At 70.6% G+C, this 18,902-nt stretch carries 19 protein-coding genes; 3 read left to right on the top strand and 16 right to left on the bottom strand.

The window, feature by feature from the left end; all coding sequences use genetic code 11:
- Positions 1–104: 104 nt before the first annotated feature.
- The 15 genes from QYS60_RS13300 to QYS60_RS13230 form a co-directional block, all read right to left on the bottom strand.
- Positions 105–902, bottom strand: coding sequence for a CoA ester lyase (locus QYS60_RS13300; protein WP_371383404.1), 798 nt, complete (start codon positions 900–902; stop codon positions 105–107).
- 111 nt (positions 903–1,013) lie between these two features.
- Entirely contained in the window at positions 1,014–1,853 is an 840-nt protein-coding gene (locus QYS60_RS13295) for a CoA ester lyase (protein WP_371383403.1), read from the bottom strand.
- Between the two features lie 156 nt (positions 1,854–2,009).
- Positions 2,010–3,251, bottom strand: a complete 1,242-nt coding sequence (locus QYS60_RS13290; protein ID WP_371383402.1) for a CaiB/BaiF CoA transferase family protein — start codon at positions 3,249–3,251, stop codon at positions 2,010–2,012.
- 682 nt (positions 3,252–3,933) lie between these two features.
- Positions 3,934–4,647, bottom strand: a complete 714-nt coding sequence (locus QYS60_RS13285) for a metallophosphoesterase (protein ID WP_371383401.1) — start codon at positions 4,645–4,647, stop codon at positions 3,934–3,936.
- Complete coding sequence (locus tag QYS60_RS13280) at positions 4,644–4,910, bottom strand: BON domain-containing protein (protein ID WP_029539982.1); 267 nt, start codon at positions 4,908–4,910, stop codon at positions 4,644–4,646. Before QYS60_RS13280 ends, QYS60_RS13285 begins: the two co-directional genes overlap by 4 nt.
- The gene (locus tag QYS60_RS13275) at positions 4,907–5,539 is read right to left on the bottom strand and encodes a nucleotidyltransferase (protein ID WP_029539981.1); all 633 of its coding nucleotides are present in this window, start codon (positions 5,537–5,539) and stop codon (positions 4,907–4,909) included. The genes QYS60_RS13280 and QYS60_RS13275 overlap by 4 nt, the downstream gene beginning before the upstream one ends.
- A 28-nt stretch (positions 5,540–5,567) precedes the next feature.
- Positions 5,568–6,221, bottom strand: a complete 654-nt coding sequence (locus QYS60_RS13270; RefSeq protein ID WP_371383400.1) for an HAD family hydrolase — start codon at positions 6,219–6,221, stop codon at positions 5,568–5,570.
- Positions 6,218–7,069: an acyl-CoA thioesterase gene (locus QYS60_RS13265; protein ID WP_371383399.1), complete on the bottom strand. Its 852-nt coding sequence runs from the start codon at positions 7,067–7,069 to the stop codon at positions 6,218–6,220. The genes QYS60_RS13270 and QYS60_RS13265 overlap by 4 nt, the downstream gene beginning before the upstream one ends.
- Before the next feature lie 16 nt (positions 7,070–7,085).
- On the bottom strand, positions 7,086–8,744 hold the full coding sequence (locus QYS60_RS13260) for an AMP-binding protein (RefSeq protein ID WP_371383398.1): 1,659 nt from the start codon (positions 8,742–8,744) through the stop codon (positions 7,086–7,088).
- A 46-nt stretch (positions 8,745–8,790) separates the two neighbouring features.
- Positions 8,791–9,888 carry an acyl-CoA dehydrogenase family protein gene (locus tag QYS60_RS13255; RefSeq protein WP_371383397.1) on the bottom strand — a complete coding sequence of 366 codons (1,098 nt, stop codon included), beginning with the start codon at positions 9,886–9,888 and terminating at the stop codon, positions 8,791–8,793.
- The gene (locus QYS60_RS13250) at positions 9,885–11,078 is read right to left on the bottom strand and encodes an acyl-CoA dehydrogenase family protein (RefSeq protein WP_371383396.1); all 1,194 of its coding nucleotides are present in this window, start codon (positions 11,076–11,078) and stop codon (positions 9,885–9,887) included. Before QYS60_RS13250 ends, QYS60_RS13255 begins: the two co-directional genes overlap by 4 nt.
- A 32-nt stretch (positions 11,079–11,110) precedes the next feature.
- Positions 11,111–12,145, bottom strand: a complete 1,035-nt coding sequence (locus tag QYS60_RS13245) for a phosphotransferase family protein (protein ID WP_268966320.1) — start codon at positions 12,143–12,145, stop codon at positions 11,111–11,113.
- Positions 12,132–12,971 carry an enoyl-CoA hydratase-related protein gene (locus QYS60_RS13240; RefSeq protein WP_289377491.1) on the bottom strand — a complete coding sequence of 280 codons (840 nt, stop codon included), beginning with the start codon at positions 12,969–12,971 and terminating at the stop codon, positions 12,132–12,134. Before QYS60_RS13240 ends, QYS60_RS13245 begins: the two co-directional genes overlap by 14 nt.
- 133 nt (positions 12,972–13,104) lie before the next feature.
- Positions 13,105–14,367 carry a SpoIIE family protein phosphatase gene (locus QYS60_RS13235; RefSeq protein WP_289377490.1) on the bottom strand — a complete coding sequence of 421 codons (1,263 nt, stop codon included), beginning with the start codon at positions 14,365–14,367 and terminating at the stop codon, positions 13,105–13,107.
- Entirely contained in the window at positions 14,367–15,176 is an 810-nt protein-coding gene (locus tag QYS60_RS13230) for an alpha/beta fold hydrolase (protein WP_289377536.1), read from the bottom strand. Before QYS60_RS13230 ends, QYS60_RS13235 begins: the two co-directional genes overlap by 1 nt.
- Positions 15,177–15,328: 152 nt before the next feature.
- Between QYS60_RS13230 and QYS60_RS13225 the strand changes: the two genes are divergently transcribed.
- Positions 15,329–16,366, top strand: coding sequence for a phosphotransferase family protein (locus QYS60_RS13225; protein WP_371383395.1), 1,038 nt, complete (start codon positions 15,329–15,331; stop codon positions 16,364–16,366).
- 78 nt (positions 16,367–16,444) lie between these two features.
- Here the strand turns inward: QYS60_RS13225 and QYS60_RS13220 are convergent, their stop codons facing one another.
- Positions 16,445–17,227, bottom strand: coding sequence for an IclR family transcriptional regulator (locus QYS60_RS13220; RefSeq protein WP_289377488.1), 783 nt, complete (start codon positions 17,225–17,227; stop codon positions 16,445–16,447).
- A gap of 200 nt (positions 17,228–17,427) precedes the next feature.
- Here QYS60_RS13220 and QYS60_RS13215 point away from each other — a divergent pair, with 200 nt between their 5' ends.
- Both QYS60_RS13215 and QYS60_RS13210 read left to right on the top strand, forming a co-directional pair.
- The gene (locus QYS60_RS13215) at positions 17,428–18,195 is read left to right on the top strand and encodes a CoA transferase subunit A (RefSeq protein ID WP_289377487.1); all 768 of its coding nucleotides are present in this window, start codon (positions 17,428–17,430) and stop codon (positions 18,193–18,195) included.
- Positions 18,192–18,854: a CoA transferase subunit B gene (locus QYS60_RS13210; RefSeq protein ID WP_054373893.1), complete on the top strand. Its 663-nt coding sequence runs from the start codon at positions 18,192–18,194 to the stop codon at positions 18,852–18,854. Before QYS60_RS13215 ends, QYS60_RS13210 begins: the two co-directional genes overlap by 4 nt.
- Positions 18,855–18,902: the final 48 nt, after the last annotated feature.

The following is an 18,902-nucleotide window of genomic DNA, read 5'->3' as shown; positions in this document are numbered from 1 at the left end:
ACTCCGCGCACCCGGTGCGAGACCGGTTGTGCGACAGTGGGGCTGAATGCCGGTCCGGAGGACGGCGGGCACTCGCGAGACGAGGAGCGCGGCTGAGCAACACGTCAGGAGAGCACTTCGGCCAGCCGCAGGATGCTGCGTGCCCGCTCGGCCACGGGAAGGTCGACGAATTCGCCGCTTGGTAGGCGCAGAGCGGCGCCGCCTGCGCGGTCGAATGCCTCGACGACCTCCCGTGCCCATCGCAACTCGTCTTCGCGGGGACTGAATTCGGCGTGGATGGCCGGCAGCTGGCTGGGATGGATCGCAGACTTGCCGAAGAATCCGAGTGAACGGCTCGCCCGGGCCTGGCGGCGCAGTCCGTCGGTGTCGTCGAGGTGCGGGTACACGCTGTCGATGGGGGGTTCGATTCCCGCCGCGCGGGAGGCGATCACCAGGTGGGATCGCGCGTAGTGCAGGGCGGTGTCGCCGTTGTCGGTCCCGAGATCATTCTGCAGGTCGATTCCACCGAGGGCGAGATGCGCGACGGTCGGCTCGGCGGCGATCGTGATCGCGTTCGCCACGCCCTTGGCGCTTTCGATCGCACAGATCAGGGGCGTACCGGGCACCTGGTCGGCCACCCAGCGAACGTCCTCCACCGACTCCACCTTGGGGATGCGGATGCCGCGGGCCACGGCTGCGACGGCTGCCAGATCGGCCCTCGCCGGTTCGGTGCCGGCAGCGTTGATTCTCACCCAGGCCGGGCGGTCGGCGAGAACAGCGGCGACGTTCGTGCGTGCAGCTGATTTGCAGTCCGGTGGCACCGCGTCCTCGAGGTCGAGGACGACCGCGTCCGCGCCGGCGTCGAATACTCTGCTGACCAGCTTGTCGTTGTGCCCGGGTGCGAACAGGTAACTTCGCTCCATTTTCAACCGTCCTAGTGCTTTCAGTGCGTCGAGGTTTCGTCGATCGAGTCCGAACGAGTCCCGGTGGATGTGCTCGTTGTCCTGGCCGGACCGGCACCCCGGGGTGCGCGGTTACAGCATCGAGTAGAGCGCGGCGAGGCCGGTGATGCGCCGGGCGCGCGCCAGCCGTGGCAGATCACTGCCTGCGCTGATGTGTTCTCCGTGTTCGCCGAGCGTGTCGATGACCTCGCGCGCCCACAGGATGTCCGCGTCGGTCGGTGAGAGAATCCGATTGACGACCGCGGCGTGTTCGCTGTGCATGCACAGACGGCCGGTCAGTCCCATCTCCGCCGCGTGCTCGGTGTCTTCGACCAGGGGGGTGCCCTCGAGCCCGATCGTCGGTCCGTCGATCGGGCCGGGCAGGGCGGCGGCACGGCTGGCGATCACCAGTTGGCTTCGCGCACAGGCCATCGCCAGGAAGGTGGCATGGGCCCCGGTGTCGCGGCGGAAATCCCCACTGCCGAAGGCCAGCCGGAACGTCGCGGGGGCGCGCGCGATGTCGTGGACCGCGGTCATTCCGAGGGCTGTTTCCACCAGCGCGACGATCCGGGTGCCCGGCGGCAGATGTTCCGCCGTGGCCTGGACTTGAGCCGGGTTCTCCGTCTTGGCCAGCACTACCCCGTCGACGCCCTCGAGTCCGGACAGGAACGCGACATCGTCGGCCCAGAAGGGGGTCGTGGTGGCGTTGATCCGGACCCAGGCATGAGCGCCGTTGCTCAACCAGGCCGCCAGCGCCTCTCGTGCCATAGGCTTCTGGGCCGGCACCACGGCATCTTCGAGGTCGACGATCACCGCATCGGCGGCGGACGACGCGGCCGCGGCGAACGACTCGGGCCGATTGGCCGGTACGAGAACCCATGATCGCGCATGCGCGGCGTCGATCGGTTCGGAGCGGATGATGGGGGTGTGCACGGCGCGGGACTCCTCAGTAGCATGGGACGGGGTTCGGGGCGAATTCATCGGGACGCGTCGGGTTCTCGGGCACGGCCGGTCGGCAGCAGCGGATGACGGCACGGCCGAGCCACGGTTCGAGTTGCCGATGCGTCCGGAGGCGACCGCTTCGCTCCACTACAGCACCCCCTTGTGCCGCAGTTCGGCGATGCGATCGGGATCCAGGCCGAGTGATTCCCGGTAGACGCGGTCGTTGTCCTGGCCGAGGCGGCGGCCGGGGAACCGGATGGCGCCGGGTGTGCGCAGCATGCGGAGCATGAGGTTCTGCATCTTCAGCGGGCCGAGGTCCTCGTCGTCGACGGTGGTGATGGACTCCCGGGCGAGGACATGCGGGTCGTTCATCAGCTGCTCTACGTCGTAGACGGGTGCGAGGGCGGCGCCGACCCGTTCGAACTCGGCCGTGACCTCGTGGAGCGGGCGGGCGGCGATCCATTTCGCCACGGCGTCGTCGAGGAGGTCGCCGTTTCTGCTCCGGTCCCCTGCCGATCCGAACCACGGTTCGTCGACGATGTCCGATCGACCGACCAGGCGCATGACTCGCTCGGCGACGGAGGTGGCGCTGGCGGAGACGGCGACCCACCGGCCGTCACCGGTGCGGTAGGTATTGCGAGGTGCGTTGTTCGGGGAACGATTGCCCTGCCGGCCGGCGACTGTGCCGAGTTGGTCGAAGGCGCTCGGGCCGGGTCCGAGAATCCCGACGAGTGGCTCGAGCAGCGAGAGATCGATCACCTGGCCTCGCCCGTGTCCCTCCGGACTGTCGCGGTGGTACAGCGCGGCCGTCACCCCGAAAGCACCGGTGATACCGGCCACGCCGTCCGCAAGACCGAACGGGGGTAGCGTCGGGGGGCCGTCTTCCTCACCGGTCTGATGCGCGAACCCGCTCATCGCCTCCGCCAAGGTGCCGAATGCGCGTCGCTCCGCATAGGGGCCGGTCTGTCCGAAGCCGGTGACCCGCAACGTGATCAACCCGGGGTTCAGACACTGCAACCGGTCCGGTCCGAGCCCCCACTTCTCGAGCACGCCGGGACGGAAGTTCTCCACCAGGACATCGGCGTCGGCCACGAGGTCACGCAGAATCTGTTGACCCTCCGGGGTACTCAGATCGAGGGTGATGCACTTCTTGTTCCGCGCGATGACCTTCCACCACAACCCGTGCCCGTCCTTGTTCACACCGTGTGTCCGGGCGGGGTCGCCGGTGGGGTGTTCGACCTTGATCACCTCGGCGCCGAAATCGCCGAGGAGCATGGCGGTGATCGGGGCGGCGTAGACGGTGCTGATGTCGATGACGCGGATCCCGTGCAACGGACCGTGCGCGTCGCGTACGACATCGACGCGGTCGTCGTGTGGATTCTGAGTCATCGGTACTCCTCGGGGGGTGATTGACGGAAGGGTGCGGTGCGATCGGAGAGGATCGGCCCGAGCGCCACACCGACCAGGAACGTCGACAGCGACATCAGCGCGGCCCGCCGCAGCGCCTTCGTCGGACGACCGGCCGGCGCACCTACTACCAGCGTTGCCCCTCCTCGCCCGAACGTCCTCGATCACGTTGTGGTTGCGAACGTTGTGGTTGCGACAACAAGAAGTGTCGGCCCTGCCGCCCCTCACAGTCACGCTTGCGTTCGTAAAGGACGATGTGCTCATTGCGATGGTTCTGGTCGTTCGGTTGCACGTCGCGGTGCGAGCCCCTCGAAAGCGGTGCCGGTGGTGACAACGCGTCGATCTCCGGCCGACGGGCGGCGATCGTGCGCGCCGGCGTCGACGGATGCTCGAGCCGCGGCACCGGGCAGGGAAATTGTGCAGCCGGAGCCGGATCGGATGTAGGTTCCCGCCGGCCGTCGCGGTCGACAGCAGCCGGTACAGCTGTTCGTTCGCAATGCAGTCGGACAGGATCTGCCCCGACGGGTCGGCATCGGTCGCTGCGAAAATCCTGCACGACAGTGTTTCTCGAGCCGCGGGCAACCGTCGGTGGTTCGCCGATCCGAGGGCGACGGACTCGGTGATCGAGCCCGGTCGGTGCCGCCCCGCGACCGCCCGGGCGCGATCAGTTCTCGAACCGGTACACCGCGTACGCGGTTCGGATGACCGGCTGTGCGACGTTGCGGACCCGCACGCCGCCCGGGGTCGTGCCGCGCTCGCATCCCGCGTGGGCGTGCCCGTGCACGGCGAGATCGAGCTGGAACTCGTCGATCGGCTCGCCCAGCAGATACGACCCGAGGAACGGATAGATCTCGGCGGGCTCGCCGCGCAGGGTGTCGCTGATCGGCGAATAGTGCAGCAGCGCCACGCGGACGTCGGCACCGTCGAGCTCGGCGACGGCGCCACGGAACCTGTCGGCCAGTTCCATGGTGTGCCCGGCGAACTGCTTCATCTCCGGCTCACCGAACGCGCTCGCGCACTTGCCCGCGAAACCCCCGCCGAACCCCTTGGTTCCCGCCACGCCGAGCCGGGCCCCGTCGACGTCGAGGACGACCGACTCCCCCTCGAGCACGACGATGCCCCGGTCGCGGAGCAGCTCGGTGATCTCGTCCTCGGCGTCGCTGTGGTAGTCGTGGTTGCCGAGCACACCGACGACGGGCACCGCAAGATCGCCGAACTCGTCGGCGACGACGCGCGCCTCGTCGACGGTGCCGTGCCGAGTGAGGTCACCGGCGAGCAGCAGCACATCGGCGTGCTCGTGCAGGTGTTCGAGAGCGGGCCGCAGATGCCCGCGGGCGTCCTCGGCCAGGTGTACGTCTCCGACGGCAGCAATCCTCATCGCAGTTCCTCCACCGAAGTTCCGGGGTCGCGCGAGTCGACCACGTGCACGTCGTTGTGGACGGTGACGCCCGGCAACTGTTCCTGCACCACCACGGTCAGCGCGTCACGACGCGCGGCGCTGGCGACCTCGCCGGTCAGGTAGACGTCGGTGCCGCGGATCGTGACGCGCACGCCCTGTTCGGCGGTACGGGGGTCCTCGGCCAGGGCGCGGTGCAGGTGCGCCACCACGTACTGCGGGTGCTCCGGGTGTTCGTGACTCATCGTCGGGCCTCCGGGTCGGGTTCGATGATGCCCAGATCGGCGAGCAGGCCGAGGAAGGCGCGGGCGTACGGCGATGCGGCCGTCGCGGTGGCCACCTGCCCCCAGTCCACCTGCTCGCGCAGGGCGCGGGCGATACGCAGCAACGGCGCGAAGTCGCAGCGGTGGGCGTCGAGCACGTTGAGCTTGTCGCTCATCAGGTCGGTGCCGCTGATCACCGGCGCCGCGGTCGGACCGATGCGCATCCACTGTGCGCGGGCGAGCATCGAATCGTCGACGTCCCGGTCGTTGGGCCGGAAGATCAGGTCCACGAGGTGATCACCCTCGTAGACCTTGCTCAGCCAGTTCTCGGGCGGGTCGACGGGACGCATGCCGGCGGCGACGAGCGCCTCCCGCGCGGCGTCCACATCGTGCGGGCGGACGAACAGGTCCACGTCGTGGTCGGACGCCGGGCCACCACGGGCGTACACCGCGCAGCCGCCGCCGACGGCGAACCGTACCCCGGCCTCACCGAGGGTGTTCACCGCCTTTGTCAGCACCTGCAGCAGCTGCCTCTCCTTGACCGACTCGTCCGACGAGCCCGCAGCGCCGGACGGCGCGGCATCGAGACCGTGAGGATGTGCGTTGGTCATGGGTGGCGGGTACCCGCGCGCCCGGGGCTCACACCTGGCCGGGCACCTGCCCCGTCACGAAGCCGAATCGCTCGGCGAGCTCGGAGCGGGTGCGGTCGGCGTCGGTGTGCAGCACACCGGCGATGCCGATCCGCGCCGCTCCGTGGAGGTTCTGCTGCAGGTCGTCGATCATGACGGCCTGTTCGGGGGCGACCCCCAGGCGCTCGCACGCGAGGGCGTAGATCCGGCGTGACGGCTTACGGATGCCGACCTCGGCGGAGATCACCACCTCGTCCGCGAGTGCGGTCAGCTCGAAGCCCGCGTAGCAGTCCCGTCCGAAGGCGTTGGACACCAGCGCCACCGGCACGCCGGCGGCCCGCAGATCGTCGAGGAGGGCCACCGTCCGGTCGTCGCGCCGCAGCCCGGCCTGCATCCGGGCGGCGAGTCCTTCCGCGGTCACGGCAGCTCCGTGGGCGCGGAGCCGTCCGGCGAAGCCCTGCTCGAACTCCTCCGCGTCGATGCGCCCCGACTCGTGGTCGGCGAGCAGCCGTCGCGAGTCCGGGTCGCCGCCGAGCAGCCGCAGCGGCAGTCCCGGATCGCCGAGTGCCGCGCCGAACTGCTCGAACGCGGCGAACACGCTCGTGGTGAGCACGCCACCGAAGTCGACGAGGACGGCCGAGCGCTCGGGCGCGGCGCGGTTCATCGATCCCGCCCTTCGGCGCGTCCGGCACCGACGGCCGCGGCGCGCTCGGTGTGGAACCGCACCATGCCTTCCTGCGCGACGGCGGCGACCAGTCGTCCGGTCGTGTCGAAGATCTGTCCCTGGATCAGGGCGCGTCCCGAATCGGACGACGGCGACACCTGATCGAACAGCAGCCATTCGTCCACCCGGAACGGCCGCAGGAACCACACCGCGTGGTCGAGCGACGCCCCCTGGATCGGCCTTTCGGGATGCGGCAGGACGGCGATGTCGAGCAGCGCCATGTCGCTGCAGTAGGTCAGGGCACAGGCGTGCAGGACCGGGTCGTCGGGCAGCGGGGTGCGGTGCCGGATCCACAGCCGCCGGCGCGCCGGCGCGTCGGGTGTGGCCTCGTCCGCCGGGAGCCAGCGACGTTCCCAGTCGTCCCATTCCGGGAAGTCGTACCACGCGGCCCACGGGCGCCCGTTCTCCGTGACCTCCTCCGGTCCGGTCGTGGGCGGCATGGCCGTCTGGTGGGCGTGCCCGTCGTCACCGCGGTGGAACGAGGCGGTCAGGGTGAACACGGTCTCGCCGTCCTGGACCGCGGTGACGTAGCGGGTGCGGAAGCTGCCGCCGTCCCGCACGGCGTCCACGTGATAGTCGGCGGGCTCGAGCGGCCGGCCAGGGCGCAGGAAGTGGCCGTGCACCGAGTGCACGCCGAACTCCTGCGGCACGGTCCGTGCCGCCGCGGCGAGCGCCTGCCCCGCGACCTGACCGCCGAAGGTGCGCTCCATCTCGGTCGGCACCGGGGCGGCGCGGAACGTCGCCGGGGCGATCTCGCGCAGGCGCAGGATCTCGTCGATGCTCGGCACGTGTCTCCTCCTCGGGTCAGGACGATGCGACCCTGCGCATCTCGCGGCGCAGGATCTTCCCGCTGGTGGTCTTGGGCAGCTCGTCGAGGATCTCGACCGACCGGGGTGCCTTGTAGGCGGCCAGCCGCTCGCGGCACCAGGTCACCAGTTCGTCCGGGTCGACCTGCTGGTCCGGGCGCAGGCTCACGAACGCGGCGACCGACTCGCCGCGGTAGGAGTCGGGCACGCCGACGACCGCGGCCTCCCGGACCGCCGGATGCCGGTAGAGCACGTCCTCGACCTCGCGGGGCCAGACCTTGAACCCGGAGGCGTTGATCATGTCCTTCTTGCGGTCGACGACGTACACCCAGCCCTGTGCGTCCATGAAGCCGACGTCACCGGTCAGCAACCGTCCGCCCGGAATGGACTGGGCAGTGGCCTCGGGCAGATTCCAGTAGGCGGGGACGACCATCGGCCCCTCGACGGCGATCTCCCCGACCTCGCCCGGTCCGAGGTCCTTGCCGTCCTCGTCGACGATGCGCACCGTCGCGGTGGGCAGCGGCAGACCGATGGACAGTGTGCCCGAGTCCGGATCCACCGGCGCCTCACGACCGGAAGGCACGACGACGCAGGGCGCACTGGTCTCCGTCAGGCCGTACCCGTTGCGGATGTAGAGGCCGGTCCGCTCGCGGAAGCGTTCGACGATGGCCGGCGGCAGCGGCGCGCCACCGGAATTGAGAGTCAGCAGCGACTCGAACGCGTCCGACGAGAACGACGGATGTGCCAGCAGCGCCATGAACGCGGTCGACGGGCCGACCATGAACGCGGGCCGCTCCCGCTTCAGGACGTCGAGCACCACCCCGGCGTCGAAGCGGTAGGCCAGGACCAGCGGACCGGCCAGATCCACCGCCGTGAGCAGCTGCACGACCATCCCGGTGATGTGGAACAGCGGCGCGAGCGCGAAGATCGGCGAACCCGCCGGGATTTCGTCGTACAGGCGCAGCAGTACGCAGTTGACGGTGAGGTTCGCGTGGGTGTTGGTGGCACCCTTGGGCAGTCCGCTCGTCCCGGACGTGTAGGAGACGAGCGCGATGTCGTCGGGGACCAGGCCAGGGTCGGGGACGGGGCGGCCGGCCCACTCGCGGGCGACCTCGAGCAGATCGGGGACACCCGGGGTCCGGCGGCGCTCGACACCGGCGAAGAGCCGCTCGTCGTTCGAGGTCTGCAGGTCCAGCTCGCTCGCCGTCAACGCGATCGTCACGCCCGCCCCGGCGGACCGCTCCGCCACCCGGTCCGCCCACGGCTGTTCACCGCACACGACGGCGACGACGCCTGCGTCGGTGAGGATGTGGTCGAGCTCGTCCTTGTACATCGGGTTCAGCGGCACCACCGCGCCGCCGGCCTTCCACGCACCGAACAGCGCGAGGACGAACTGTGGCACGTTCTGCAGGTACACGGCGAGCCGGTCACCCGTGCGGAATCCCTGCGCGAGCAGGTACGCCGCCACCCCGTCGCTGAGCTGGTCGACCTCCCGATACGTCAGCGTCGCACCGAGATACGTGATCGCCGGTCCGTCCGGCGCCGTGGCGACGGCGTCCGCGAACACCTCGAGGGTGGTCCGCCGCGGGACGGGCCCGGCCTCGGCTACGCGGGGATCGTACTGCGCCATCCAGGGCCTGTCGTCGTACCAGCTCATAGTCGCGACACCTGTCCTCTCGTGTGTGGTTGCAGCGCAGTCGAGTTCATTCGACCGGCAGGTCGACGAGCTCGGCCAGGCGGGCGCGGTGCCGGGACGGGACGCCGAGCGCGAGCTGATCGGCCTTGGCCCGCTTGAGGTAGAGGTGCGCCGGGTACTCCCAGGTCATTCCGATGCCGCCGTGCAACTGGATGCACTCCTCGGCGGCGTGCACCGCGACGTCGCTGCAGTACGACTGGGCGACGGCGGTCGCGATCGCGGTGTCGTCGTCGCCGCGCGCGTACGCGTCGGCCGCGTACCGGGCGGCCGACTGCGCGGCGCCCACCTCGAGCCACAGGTCGGCGAGCCGGTGCTTGATCGCCTGGTACGAGCCGACGGCGCGACCGAACTGGCGGCGCTCCTTGACGTAGGCGACGGTCGTCTCGAGGCACCACTGGGCCACCCCGAGTTGCTCGGAGGCGAGCAGCACCGCCCCGCACCGGAGCGCCTCGGCCACCGCCGCTGCCGCGTCGCCGTCGTCGACGCGGGTGGAGGCGGCCCCGGTGAACTCGATGTCGGCGATCGGCCGGGTCATATCCAATGACAGCACGGGGGTCACGGTGACGCCGGCGGCGTCCGACCGGACGGTGTGCAGTTCGAGGCCGTCAGCGCCCGCGACGGGGACGACGAGCACGTCGGCCTCGTGTGCTCCGGCAACGCTGGTGACCCGGCCGGTCAGCCCGTCGCCGGTGCGACGCACCCCGGTGATCGCGGCGTCCGGCCCCGTCGACAGCGGGACCGCGAGGGCGCCGGTGACGGCACCGGCCGCCAGGTCCGGCACGGTCCCGGTGTCGCCGGCACGCAGCAGCGCGACGGTGGCGAGCACCGCGCTCGACAGGTACGGCACCGGGGCGGCGGCCCGGCCGACCTCCTCCATGACGACCGCGGCCTCGCGGGTGCTCGCGTCGGCGCCGCCGAGAGATTCGGGGACCAGCAGTCCGGCCAGTCCGAGTTCGACGGCCACGGTCTTCCACACGCCCGAGAAGTCGGCGGGCGCAGCGTCGTACGCGGTCGTCACGACGGACGCAGGGCAGCGTTCGGTGAGCATGCGACGGACGCTGTCGCGCAGGGCGTCCTCGGTGTCGGAGTACAGCAGGTCGGTCATCGCGCCAGGTCCTTCCACGGAATGTCCTTGTCCACACGGTGTTCCGGCGGCAGCCCGAGCACCCGCTCGGCGACGACGTTGCGCAGGATCTCCGACGTGCCGCCCTCGATCGAGTTGCCCTTGGCGCGCAGGTACCGGTATCCGGGTTCGCGGCCGGTGAAGTCCACCGATTCGGGCCGGCGCAGGGTCCAGTCGTCGTAGCGCAGGCCCTGCTCGCCGTGCAGTTCCACCTCGAAGCCCGAGATCGTCTGGGCGAGGCGGGCGAACGCGAGTTTCATGCCGGAGCCCTCCGGGCCGGGCTGGCCCGCGGCGAGCTGCTGGCGCAGGCGTTCGCCGGTCAGCCGGGTCACCTCGGCCTCGACCCACAGCCGCATCAGCTCGTCGTGCCGCGCCGGGTCGCGCACCTCGGGGCGCTCGCGCCAGGCCTCGGTGACCTTGCCGATCATGCCGCCCTCGCGGGGCGCACCGGAGCCGATCGCGACGCGTTCGTTGTTGAGGGTGGTGGTGGCGACGCGCCAGCCCTGCCCTTCGTCACCGAGCCGATCGGCGTCGGGTACCCGCACTCCGGTGAGGAACACCTCGTTGAACTCGGCCTCACCGGTGATCTGCCGCAGCGGCCGCACGTCGACGCCGGGATCGCTCATGTCGAGCAGGAAGTACGTCAGCCCTGCGTGTTTGGGCACGGACGGATCGGTGCGGGCCACCAGGATCGCCATCTGCGCGTTCTGTGCGCCGGAGGTCCACACCTTCTGGCCGTCGACGATCCAGTCGTCACCGTCGCGGACGGCGCGGGTCGCGACGGCGGCCAGGTCGGAGCCGGCGCCGGGCTCGCTGAACAGCTGGCAGTAGATGTGCTGTCCGGTGTAGATCGGGCGCAGGAACCGGCTCTTCTGCTCCTCGGTGCCGAAGGCGGCGATGGTGGGGGCGGCCATGCCCAGGCCGATGCCGTTGCGGCCGGCGGCGGGCCGGGGCGCGCCGGCGGCGGCCAGTTCGGCCTCGACCTGCGCCTGGTGGCTCTGCGGCAGGCCGAGCCCGCCGTGGCCCGGCGGGAAGTGCACCCAGGCGAGGCCGGCGTCGAATCGTGCGCCGAGGAAGTCCTCGGGCCGGGTTGTGCTCGGATCATGTTCGGACAGAAGCGTCTTCACACGCGCGGAGAGGTCGCGTGCGGTCGTCTGCTCGTCGGGGGACATCGTCGTCTCCTGCGTGTCGAGGGGTCGGGGCGTCAGATGCCGGCGTCGTCGGCGATCTCGCGGGCCTTGTGAACCAGGGCGTCGATGCGTTCGATCGTGGGAGTGCCGGCCGCGGCCTTGTTCTGCGGTTCGTCGAGCGCGCGGCGCATCACGCCTTCCGCGATCACCGCCACCTTCCACAATCCGAGCGCGTGCCAGAACTGCAGTGCCGCCGGGTCGCGGCCCGTCTCGTCCAGGTAGACGGCGGCGAGTTCGGCGCGGCTGGGGAAACCCTCGAGGGTGGAGGCGGGAAAGTCGCCGCCGGTGTCCTCCCCGGGCTCGGGCCAGTAGGCGAACAGCGACCCGACGTCGGCGAGCGGGTCGCCGACGGTGGACAGCTCCCAGTCCAGCGCCGCGACGACGTCACCGCTGTCGTACGAGGTGATGACGTTGCGCAGATGGAAATCGCCGTGCACCAGGGTGGTTTCGTGCTGCGGAGGCACCGCGGCCAGGAGCCGGCGGGTCAGGTCGTCGAGTTCGGGCAGCTCGCGGGTCTTCGACTTCTCCCACTGGCCGGCCCAGCGGTGCAGCTGCCGCTCGGCATACGGCTTGGGGCGGGCCAGGGCGGCGAGGCCCGTGCTGTCGAGGTCCACGGCATGGATGCGGCCGAGCGTCCGCGCGAGCGACAACCCGATCCGGCGGCGGCGCTCCGGCGTCAGGGACTCCGCGACGGACATCCGGTCCACCACCTGTCCGTCGACGTACTCCATGAGCACCATCGGCACGTCGCTGATCGCCGGATCGTCGGTGAGTCCGAACACGGTCGGTGTCGGCACGTCGGTGGACTCGAGCGCCGAGAGGATGCGGGCCTCGCGCGCGACGTCGTGTGCGGACGCCAGCAGATGTCCGAGCGGTGGTCGCCGCAGCACCCACCGGCGCCCGTCGCCGTCCTGCACGAGGTAGGTCAGGTTCGACTGCCCGAGACCGATGCGATCGAAGGTCAGCGGTGCGGTGTGCTCGATGCCGAGATCGCCCAGCCAGCGCAGGATCGCGTCCGGGTCGATGCCGACGGTTTCACGCAGTGGCATGGGCACTCCCGGGCAGGGCGGCGAACTCGGGGGCGCGCCGCTCGAGGTGGCTGGCGACGCCCTCGGCGACGTCGGGACCGCGGAAGGCTTCGACCATCAGGCGGTCCGCGCCGGCCACGGCGTCCGGGTAGGACCGGTCTGCATCGTCGCGCAGTTGCGACTTGATCGTCGCCATCGACCGCGGTGCGCAGTGGACAGCGAGGTCGGTCGCGTACGCGACGGCCGCGTCGACCACGCTGCCGGTGGTGACCAGGTGGTCGAGCAGGCCGATCCGGTGGGCCTCGTCGGCGTCGATCATGCGACTCGACAGCAGCAGGTCCGTCGCGCGGCTGTGGCCGACGACGCGGGGCAGCAGCCAGGTGACGCCGTACTCGGCGATGAGTCCCCGGCGCGCGAACGCGGCGGTGAAGCGGGCGGTCGCGTCGCCGAAGCGGACGTCGCAGTAGAGGGCCTCGACCAGACCGAGCCCCGCGACGGGACCGCGGATCGCGGCGACGATCGGCTTGCGGACGCGCAACGGGAAGTCGCGAGGGCGCGGGCGCACCAGGTCTTCGTCCGTGGCGTCGGCGACGTGGCGCAGGTCGTCGAGGTCGGCACCGGAGCAGAATCCGCGGCCGGCGCCGGTGACGACGACGGCCCGTACCTGCGGATCGTCGTCGGCCTGCGCGAGCAGGTCGAAGTAGCGGTCCTCGAGGGCGTTGCTCCAGGCGTTGAGCTTGGCCGGCCGGTTGAGGGTGAGCAGGACGACCGGTCCGCGCCGCTCGGCGAGGACCAGGTCGTCGGTGGTGGCCACGCCGCGGGTCGTCGCGGCGGGTGCGTCGGTCATCCGGTGCTCCTTCACAGCAGGGAGTCACATAACTTGACGTCAGATTCAAGTTGCTGAGCGCTTGCATAGTGTGCGCCGGGGACCGTGTGATGTCAATCGCTCCCGAGGACCGGTGTGACGGGAGACCCGGGGGTCAGGATCCGACGCTGCGGCGCGGCACGTGGACGGCGAGGACGGCCGTGTCGTCCTCCACCCCGGTGCCCAGGGTGTCGAGGAGGTCGCGGACGGCGGTGACGGCCTCCGCGGCGGTGACCGGACCCAGCATCCGGGCGAAGTCGAGCAGAGCCTGCTCTCCGTAGCGCTCGTCGGCGCCCGGAGCGCTGCGGGCCTCGGTGAGACCGTCGGTGTAGAGCACCAGGGTGTCGCCGGGATCCAGCCGGACCACCGCGCTGGCGATGTGGGCCCGCGGCAGCAACCCGATGAGCTGACCGCCCGGAATGGGCACGTAGTCGGCGCTGCCGTCGGCGCGCAGCAACAGAGCCGGCGGGTGCCCACCCGACGCCAGGGTGACGCGGAAGCTGCCCGGCGACGGGTCGGGGGTGAGCGTCCCGAACACGACGGTGCAGAACCGCGGATCGTGCATGCGGTACCGCTCGACGAGGACGGTGTTCAGGTCGGCCAGTACCGCCGCCGGACCGGAAGCGTAGACGGCTGCGGCACGCACGGTGTAGCGCGCGACGGAGGTCATCACGGCCGCGGCCGCCCCCTTGCCGCACACGTCGCCGAGGAACAGGCCCCAGGTGCCGGCAGCGAGCGGGAACAGATCGTAGAAGTCGCCGCCGACCTCGTCCGGGGACGCGATGTGGTAGTGCGCGGCGACCTCGAGACCGGGCACGTGTGGCAGGTCGGGCGGCAGCAACGTCGCCTGGAGGGTGCGGGTCAGCCGCTGCAGGCGTCGACGTTCGTCCTCGGCCTCCCGGCGGGCGCGCAGCAGCTCGATCTCGTAGGCCCGGCGCTCCCGGGCGTCGAAGACGGTGGTGCGGATCAGCAGCGGCTGCCCGCCGTCGTCGGACCGGACCACCGAGGTGACCAGGACGGGCAGGCGGGCACCGTCGGCCGTCCTCAATTCCAGTGCGATGCCGCTGATCTCACCCTGCATGCGCAGCAGCGGGGCGAAGTGGGTCTCGTGGTAGAGGCGGCCGCCGACCGTGAGCAGGTCGGAGAAGTACCGCCGGCCCACCACCTCGTCGCGCCGGAGTCCCAGCCACTGCAGCAGAGTCGCGTTGATCTTCGCGATGCGTCCGTCCGGCAGGGTGGACAGGTAGCCGCAGGGCGCGTTCTCGTACAGGCTCTCGGCGCTGTCCTCGGCCAGCGCGGCGCGAATCTCCCGATCCTCGCCCACCGGCGCCCCGGCGCCCGGGTTCCGGCCGTCGTCCGTCTCCCGGGTCGGGATCATCACCCCACCGAACCGGCGAAGGCGGCGATCGTGGCCACGGTCTCGTCCGGAGCACTGAGCTGCGGGCAATGCCCCGTGGCGTCCAATGTCACCAACTGACTTCCCGGAATCTGCGCGTGGACGAACGCACCCACCTCCGGCGGGGCGATCGCGTCGCGTGAGCACTGGGCCACCAGGGTCGGAACACGCACGTTCGCCAGGTCCGCGCGGTTGTCGGAGAGGAACGTCACGCGGGCGAAGACCCGGGCGATCGCCGGATCGGTGCGGCAGAAGGCGGCGGTCAGTTCCTCGCCGAGTTCGGGACGCTCCGGATTGCCCATGACGACGGGCGCCATCGCACCCGACCAGCCCAGGTAGTTCGCGTCGAGCGACTCGAGCAGCTCCTCGATGTCGGCGGCGCTGAACCCGCCCCGATATCCGGTGGACGGATCGTCGACGAAGCACGGCGACGGGGCCAGCAGCACCAGCCCGGCGAACGCGCCGGGGTCGCGCGCGGCGGCAAGCACCCCCATCATGGCGCTCACCGAATGCCCGACGAAGACGACCGGCCCGAGGTCCAGCGCCCGGCACACCGCCAGCACGTCGTCGGCGTAGCCGTCGAGATCCGAGTACCGTTTCGCACTCCACGCCGACAGATCCGACCGGCCCGCCCCCACGTGGTCGAACCGCACCACGGTGAAGTCGCGTTCCAACTCCGGCACCACCAGTCGCCACAGGTTCTGGTCGCAGCCGAACCCGTGGGCCAGCACCACGACGGGCGCGCCGGCCCGGCCGGTGACGCGTACGTGGTTTCTGGTGAGGACATTCACGGGCCTCATACTCGCACGGTCGCCGAGATCCGCTCCCTCTGGACGGTGTTCCAGGACTTTCGGCCCGCCCGGCACGGCACACACCGATCGGTGCGCCGGGCGGGTAGGCATGAAGGATCCGCACACGACTTCCCACCGAGAGCAGGGGCGCGATGGCTGAGGCGAATGCCGCGAGCGAGCCGATCGGAATCGACCCCGCGCGCGTCACCGCGTGGTTCGTCGAGAACCTCCCGGCGGTCGCACCGCCGCTGCACTTCGAGCTGATCACCGGAGGCCGGTCCAATCTCACCTACCGGGTCCGTGACGACGCAGGGACGCGATGGGTCCTGCGGCGGCCGCCGACCGGGACGCTGCTCTCCTCCGCCCACGACGTCGTGCGGGAATGGCGCATCCTCGACCTGCTCGCCGGCGGCCCGGTGCCGGTGCCGCCGGTACTGGGCTACTGCACCGACCACGCGGTGACGGGCGCGGACTTCTACGTGATGACGCACGTCGACGGCATCGTCCTCGACGATGCCGAGACGGTCGCCGCGCTCCCCCGGCAGCACCGACGGGCCGCCTCCCACAGCATCGTGGACACCCTCGCGAAGATCCACGCGGTGGACACCACGACCGGACCGCTGGCGCAGATGCGCAGACCCGGCAGCTACCTCGAGCGCCAGTTGCGGCGCTGGAGCCGTCAGCTCGCCGACGGCGGTGTCGGTCCCGGTCCCGTGTGGGACGTCCACGACCTCCTGACCCGGCATCTGCCCGCCGAACGGTGGACCGGGTTGGTGCACGGCGACTTCCGGCCGGGCAACCTGCTGATCGGGCCCGACGGTGAGGTCCGGGCGGTGCTCGACTGGGAACTGTGGACCGTCGGCGACGTCCTGGCCGACCTCGGGTGGCTCACCGCCACCTGGGCCTCGGCCGACGTGATCGGCTGGGCACCCGATCCCGCCGACGGTTTCCTCGACGTCGACACGATCGCCACCCGGTATGCCGACACGACCGGACGCGATCTCGACGACCTGCGCTACCACCAGGCCTTCGCGCTGTGGAAGCTCGCCGCCATTGCGGAGGGTGTGGCGGCGAGGTTCCGCGCCGGGACGATGGGCGGCCAGGACGTCGACGTCGACGCCCTCGCCCGGCGGCCGGCGCAACTGGCCGAGATGGCCCGCGAGGTGCTCACGGGACGGGGGCCGGGCTGACGCGACGACAATGCGGGCCGCCCGGACGCCGGGACGACGAGCCGGTGCCGCAGCCCCTCGCGGATCACCTCGGGGCCCTCACCCGGAGCGCCGGGGACGCTGGCGCAGCAACTGGGTGAGCCGGTGGGCCTGCCGGAGCAGCAGTTCTCCGAGTTCGGGGCGACGATCCTCGCGGAAGCGGCTCTCGACCCCGGTGATGCTCAGCGCCCAGACCGGTGCGTCGCGGTGGTCGAAGACGGCGGCCCCCATCCCCCAGCTCCCTTCCACGAGCAGAGCGGGATTGGTGGAGTAGCCGGCCAGGCGCGTCGCGGCGATCCGTTCCTCGACCGCCTGCCGGGTGTGGTCCGGTCCCCACTCCGCGGTCAGGTCGGTGCGGGACAGGTACTCGTCGATGTCGCGGTCCGAGAGATGGGACAGGATGACCAGACCCGCGGAGGCGACCCCGAGCGGCAGCCGGATGCCGACGTGCAGGACGTGGGAGCGCAGGGGGAAGCTGCCCTCCTCGCTGGCGAGGCACACGGTCTCGTCACCGCGCCGGGCGGACAGGAACGCGCTCTCGCCGGTCTCCCGCGCGAGATCGCGCAGCACGTCCCGGGCGAGGTCGGTGATGTCGTACCGGCCGGCCGCGAGCGAACCCAGGAGGTAGAGCTCGGGTCCCAGCGACCATCGTCCGGTCTTCGGGTCACGGTCGACGAGCCCCTCGTCGGCGAGCGAGGTCAGCAGGCGGTGCACGGTCGGCCGTGCGAGGCTCGTCGCCCGCGCGAGGTCGGACGTCGACGATCCGACCGGTTCGTGCCCGGCGATCGCCCGCAGGAGGGCTCCGACCCGCCCGATCACCTGAGGTCTCTGCTCGTCAGCCATGCCCCCAGAATACGTCCACTCAGTGAACGTCGGCCGCAACGACGTTCCGATGGGCGAGCAATCTCGAAAAGGCCTCTGACAAGGTCTTGAAATAAAAGGACCTGGCGTTTGTAGTGGTAGGCGAACGATGTGCGCTCGTCCATTGAGTGAACACATCCTGCACCGGGTCCGCACGGACCGAATTCTCGAGAGGGGTCTTGATGGGAACGAAAGTGTTCGGTACGCCCGCGGCGGCCGTCGCGGACGTGTCCGACGGCGCGACGATCGCCGTCGGCGGGTTCGGGTTGTGCGGCATCCCCGACGCCCTGATCCGCGCGCTCGTCGAGTCCGGCGTCGGCGACCTGGAGGTCTTCTCCAACAACTGCGGTGTCGACGACCACGGCCTGGGCCTGCTGCTCAACGGACGGCAGATCCGCCGCGTCACCGCCTCCTACGTCGGCGAGAACAAGGAGTTCGCCCGTCAGTACCTCGCCGGTGAGCTCGAGGTCGAGCTCACCCCGCAGGGCACCCTCGCCGAGCGGCTGCGTGCCGGCGGCGCCGGCATCCCCGCCTTCTTCACCCCCGCGGGCGTCGGCACCCCCGTCGCCGACGGCGGACTGCCGTGGCGGTACCACGGCGACGGCTCGGTGGCCGTGGCGTCCCCGCCGAAGGAGACCCGGGCCTTCGGCGACAAGCGGTACGTGATGGAGCAGGGCATCACCGCCGACTTCGCACTGGTGCACGCGGTCAAGGGCGACACCGCGGGCAACCTGATCTTCGACAAGACGGCGATGAACTTCAATCCGCTGGCCGCGATGGCCGGCAAGGTCACCATCGCGCAGGTCGAGGAACTCGTCGAGCCCGGCGAGCTCGATCCCGCCCAGGTGCACCTGCCGGGAATCTTCGTGCAGCGCATCGTCGAAACCGGTCCGCAGGACAAGCGGATCGAGAAGCGGACAGTTCAGGCAACGGAAGGGGCGGCACGATGACCGGCACCAAGGGATGGACCCGAGATCAGATGGCGGCCCGCGCGGCCGAGGAGATGATCGACGGCGAGTACGTCAATCTCGGTATCGGACTGCCGACGCTCATCCCCGGCCATCTCCCGCCGGACGTGCACGTGACGCTGCACTCGGAGAACGGCATCCTCGGCACCGGCCCGTACCCCACCGAGGAGAACGTCGACCCGGACCTGATCAACGCGGGCAAGGAGACGGTGACCGTCAATCCCGGTGCGGCCTTCTTCGATTCGGCACTGTCGTTCGGGATGATCCGCGGTGGGCACATCGACACCGCCGTGCTCGGCGGCATGCAGGTCTCCAGCACGGGCGACCTGGCCAACTGGATGGTCCCCGGCAAGATGGTCAAGGGCATGGGCGGCGCCATGGACCTGGTGCACGGCGCCAGCCGGGTCATCGTGGTCATGGAACACACCGACCGCGAGGGCAATTCGAAGATCGTCGACACCTGCTCGCTGCCCCTGACCGGGCAGGGTGTCGTCGACCGGATCATCACCGATCTCGCGGTGATCGACGTCGTGGGTGACGGGACCCTCGCACTGCGTGAACTCGCACCCGGCGTCACCGTCGACGAGGTCCTCGCGGCCACCGCGGCGCCGCTCGAGGTCCGCATCGACGAACTCGTCTGAGAAAACGTAACCGAATACCACTGCTCGCCAACAGGATCGGAGACCTCA

It is taken from the genome of Rhodococcus sp. GXMU-t2271, assembly GCF_041414735.1.
GTDB lineage: Bacteria > Actinomycetota > Actinomycetes > Mycobacteriales > Mycobacteriaceae > Rhodococcus > Rhodococcus indonesiensis.
This window is presented reverse-complemented; position numbering and strand designations above follow the sequence as displayed.

Coding starts and splice junctions, on each gene's coding strand:
- QYS60_RS13290 (WP_371383402.1), bottom strand. CDS start 3,251: ATGACTCAGAATCCACACGACGACCGCGTCGATGTCGTACGCGACGCG.
- QYS60_RS13270 (WP_371383400.1), bottom strand. CDS start 6,221: ATGAACCGCGCCGCGCCCGAGCGCTCGGCCGTCCTCGTCGACTTCGGT.
- QYS60_RS13250 (WP_371383396.1), bottom strand. CDS start 11,078: ATGTCCCCCGACGAGCAGACGACCGCACGCGACCTCTCCGCGCGTGTG.
- QYS60_RS13285 (WP_371383401.1), bottom strand. CDS start 4,647: ATGAGGATTGCTGCCGTCGGAGACGTACACCTGGCCGAGGACGCCCGC.
- QYS60_RS13245 (WP_268966320.1), bottom strand. CDS start 12,145: ATGCCACTGCGTGAAACCGTCGGCATCGACCCGGACGCGATCCTGCGC.
- QYS60_RS13210 (WP_054373893.1), top strand. CDS start 18,192: ATGACCGGCACCAAGGGATGGACCCGAGATCAGATGGCGGCCCGCGCG.
- QYS60_RS13275 (WP_029539981.1), bottom strand. CDS start 5,539: ATGACCAACGCACATCCTCACGGTCTCGATGCCGCGCCGTCCGGCGCT.
- QYS60_RS13255 (WP_371383397.1), bottom strand. CDS start 9,888: ATGACCGACCTGCTGTACTCCGACACCGAGGACGCCCTGCGCGACAGC.
- QYS60_RS13220 (WP_289377488.1), bottom strand. CDS start 17,227: ATGGCTGACGAGCAGAGACCTCAGGTGATCGGGCGGGTCGGAGCCCTC.
- QYS60_RS13215 (WP_289377487.1), top strand. CDS start 17,428: ATGGGAACGAAAGTGTTCGGTACGCCCGCGGCGGCCGTCGCGGACGTG.
- QYS60_RS13240 (WP_289377491.1), bottom strand. CDS start 12,971: ATGACCGACGCACCCGCCGCGACGACCCGCGGCGTGGCCACCACCGAC.
- QYS60_RS13225 (WP_371383395.1), top strand. CDS start 15,329: ATGGCTGAGGCGAATGCCGCGAGCGAGCCGATCGGAATCGACCCCGCG.
- QYS60_RS13280 (WP_029539982.1), bottom strand. CDS start 4,910: ATGAGTCACGAACACCCGGAGCACCCGCAGTACGTGGTGGCGCACCTG.
- QYS60_RS13260 (WP_371383398.1), bottom strand. CDS start 8,744: ATGAGCTGGTACGACGACAGGCCCTGGATGGCGCAGTACGATCCCCGC.
- QYS60_RS13235 (WP_289377490.1), bottom strand. CDS start 14,367: ATGATCCCGACCCGGGAGACGGACGACGGCCGGAACCCGGGCGCCGGG.
- QYS60_RS13300 (WP_371383404.1), bottom strand. CDS start 902: ATGGAGCGAAGTTACCTGTTCGCACCCGGGCACAACGACAAGCTGGTC.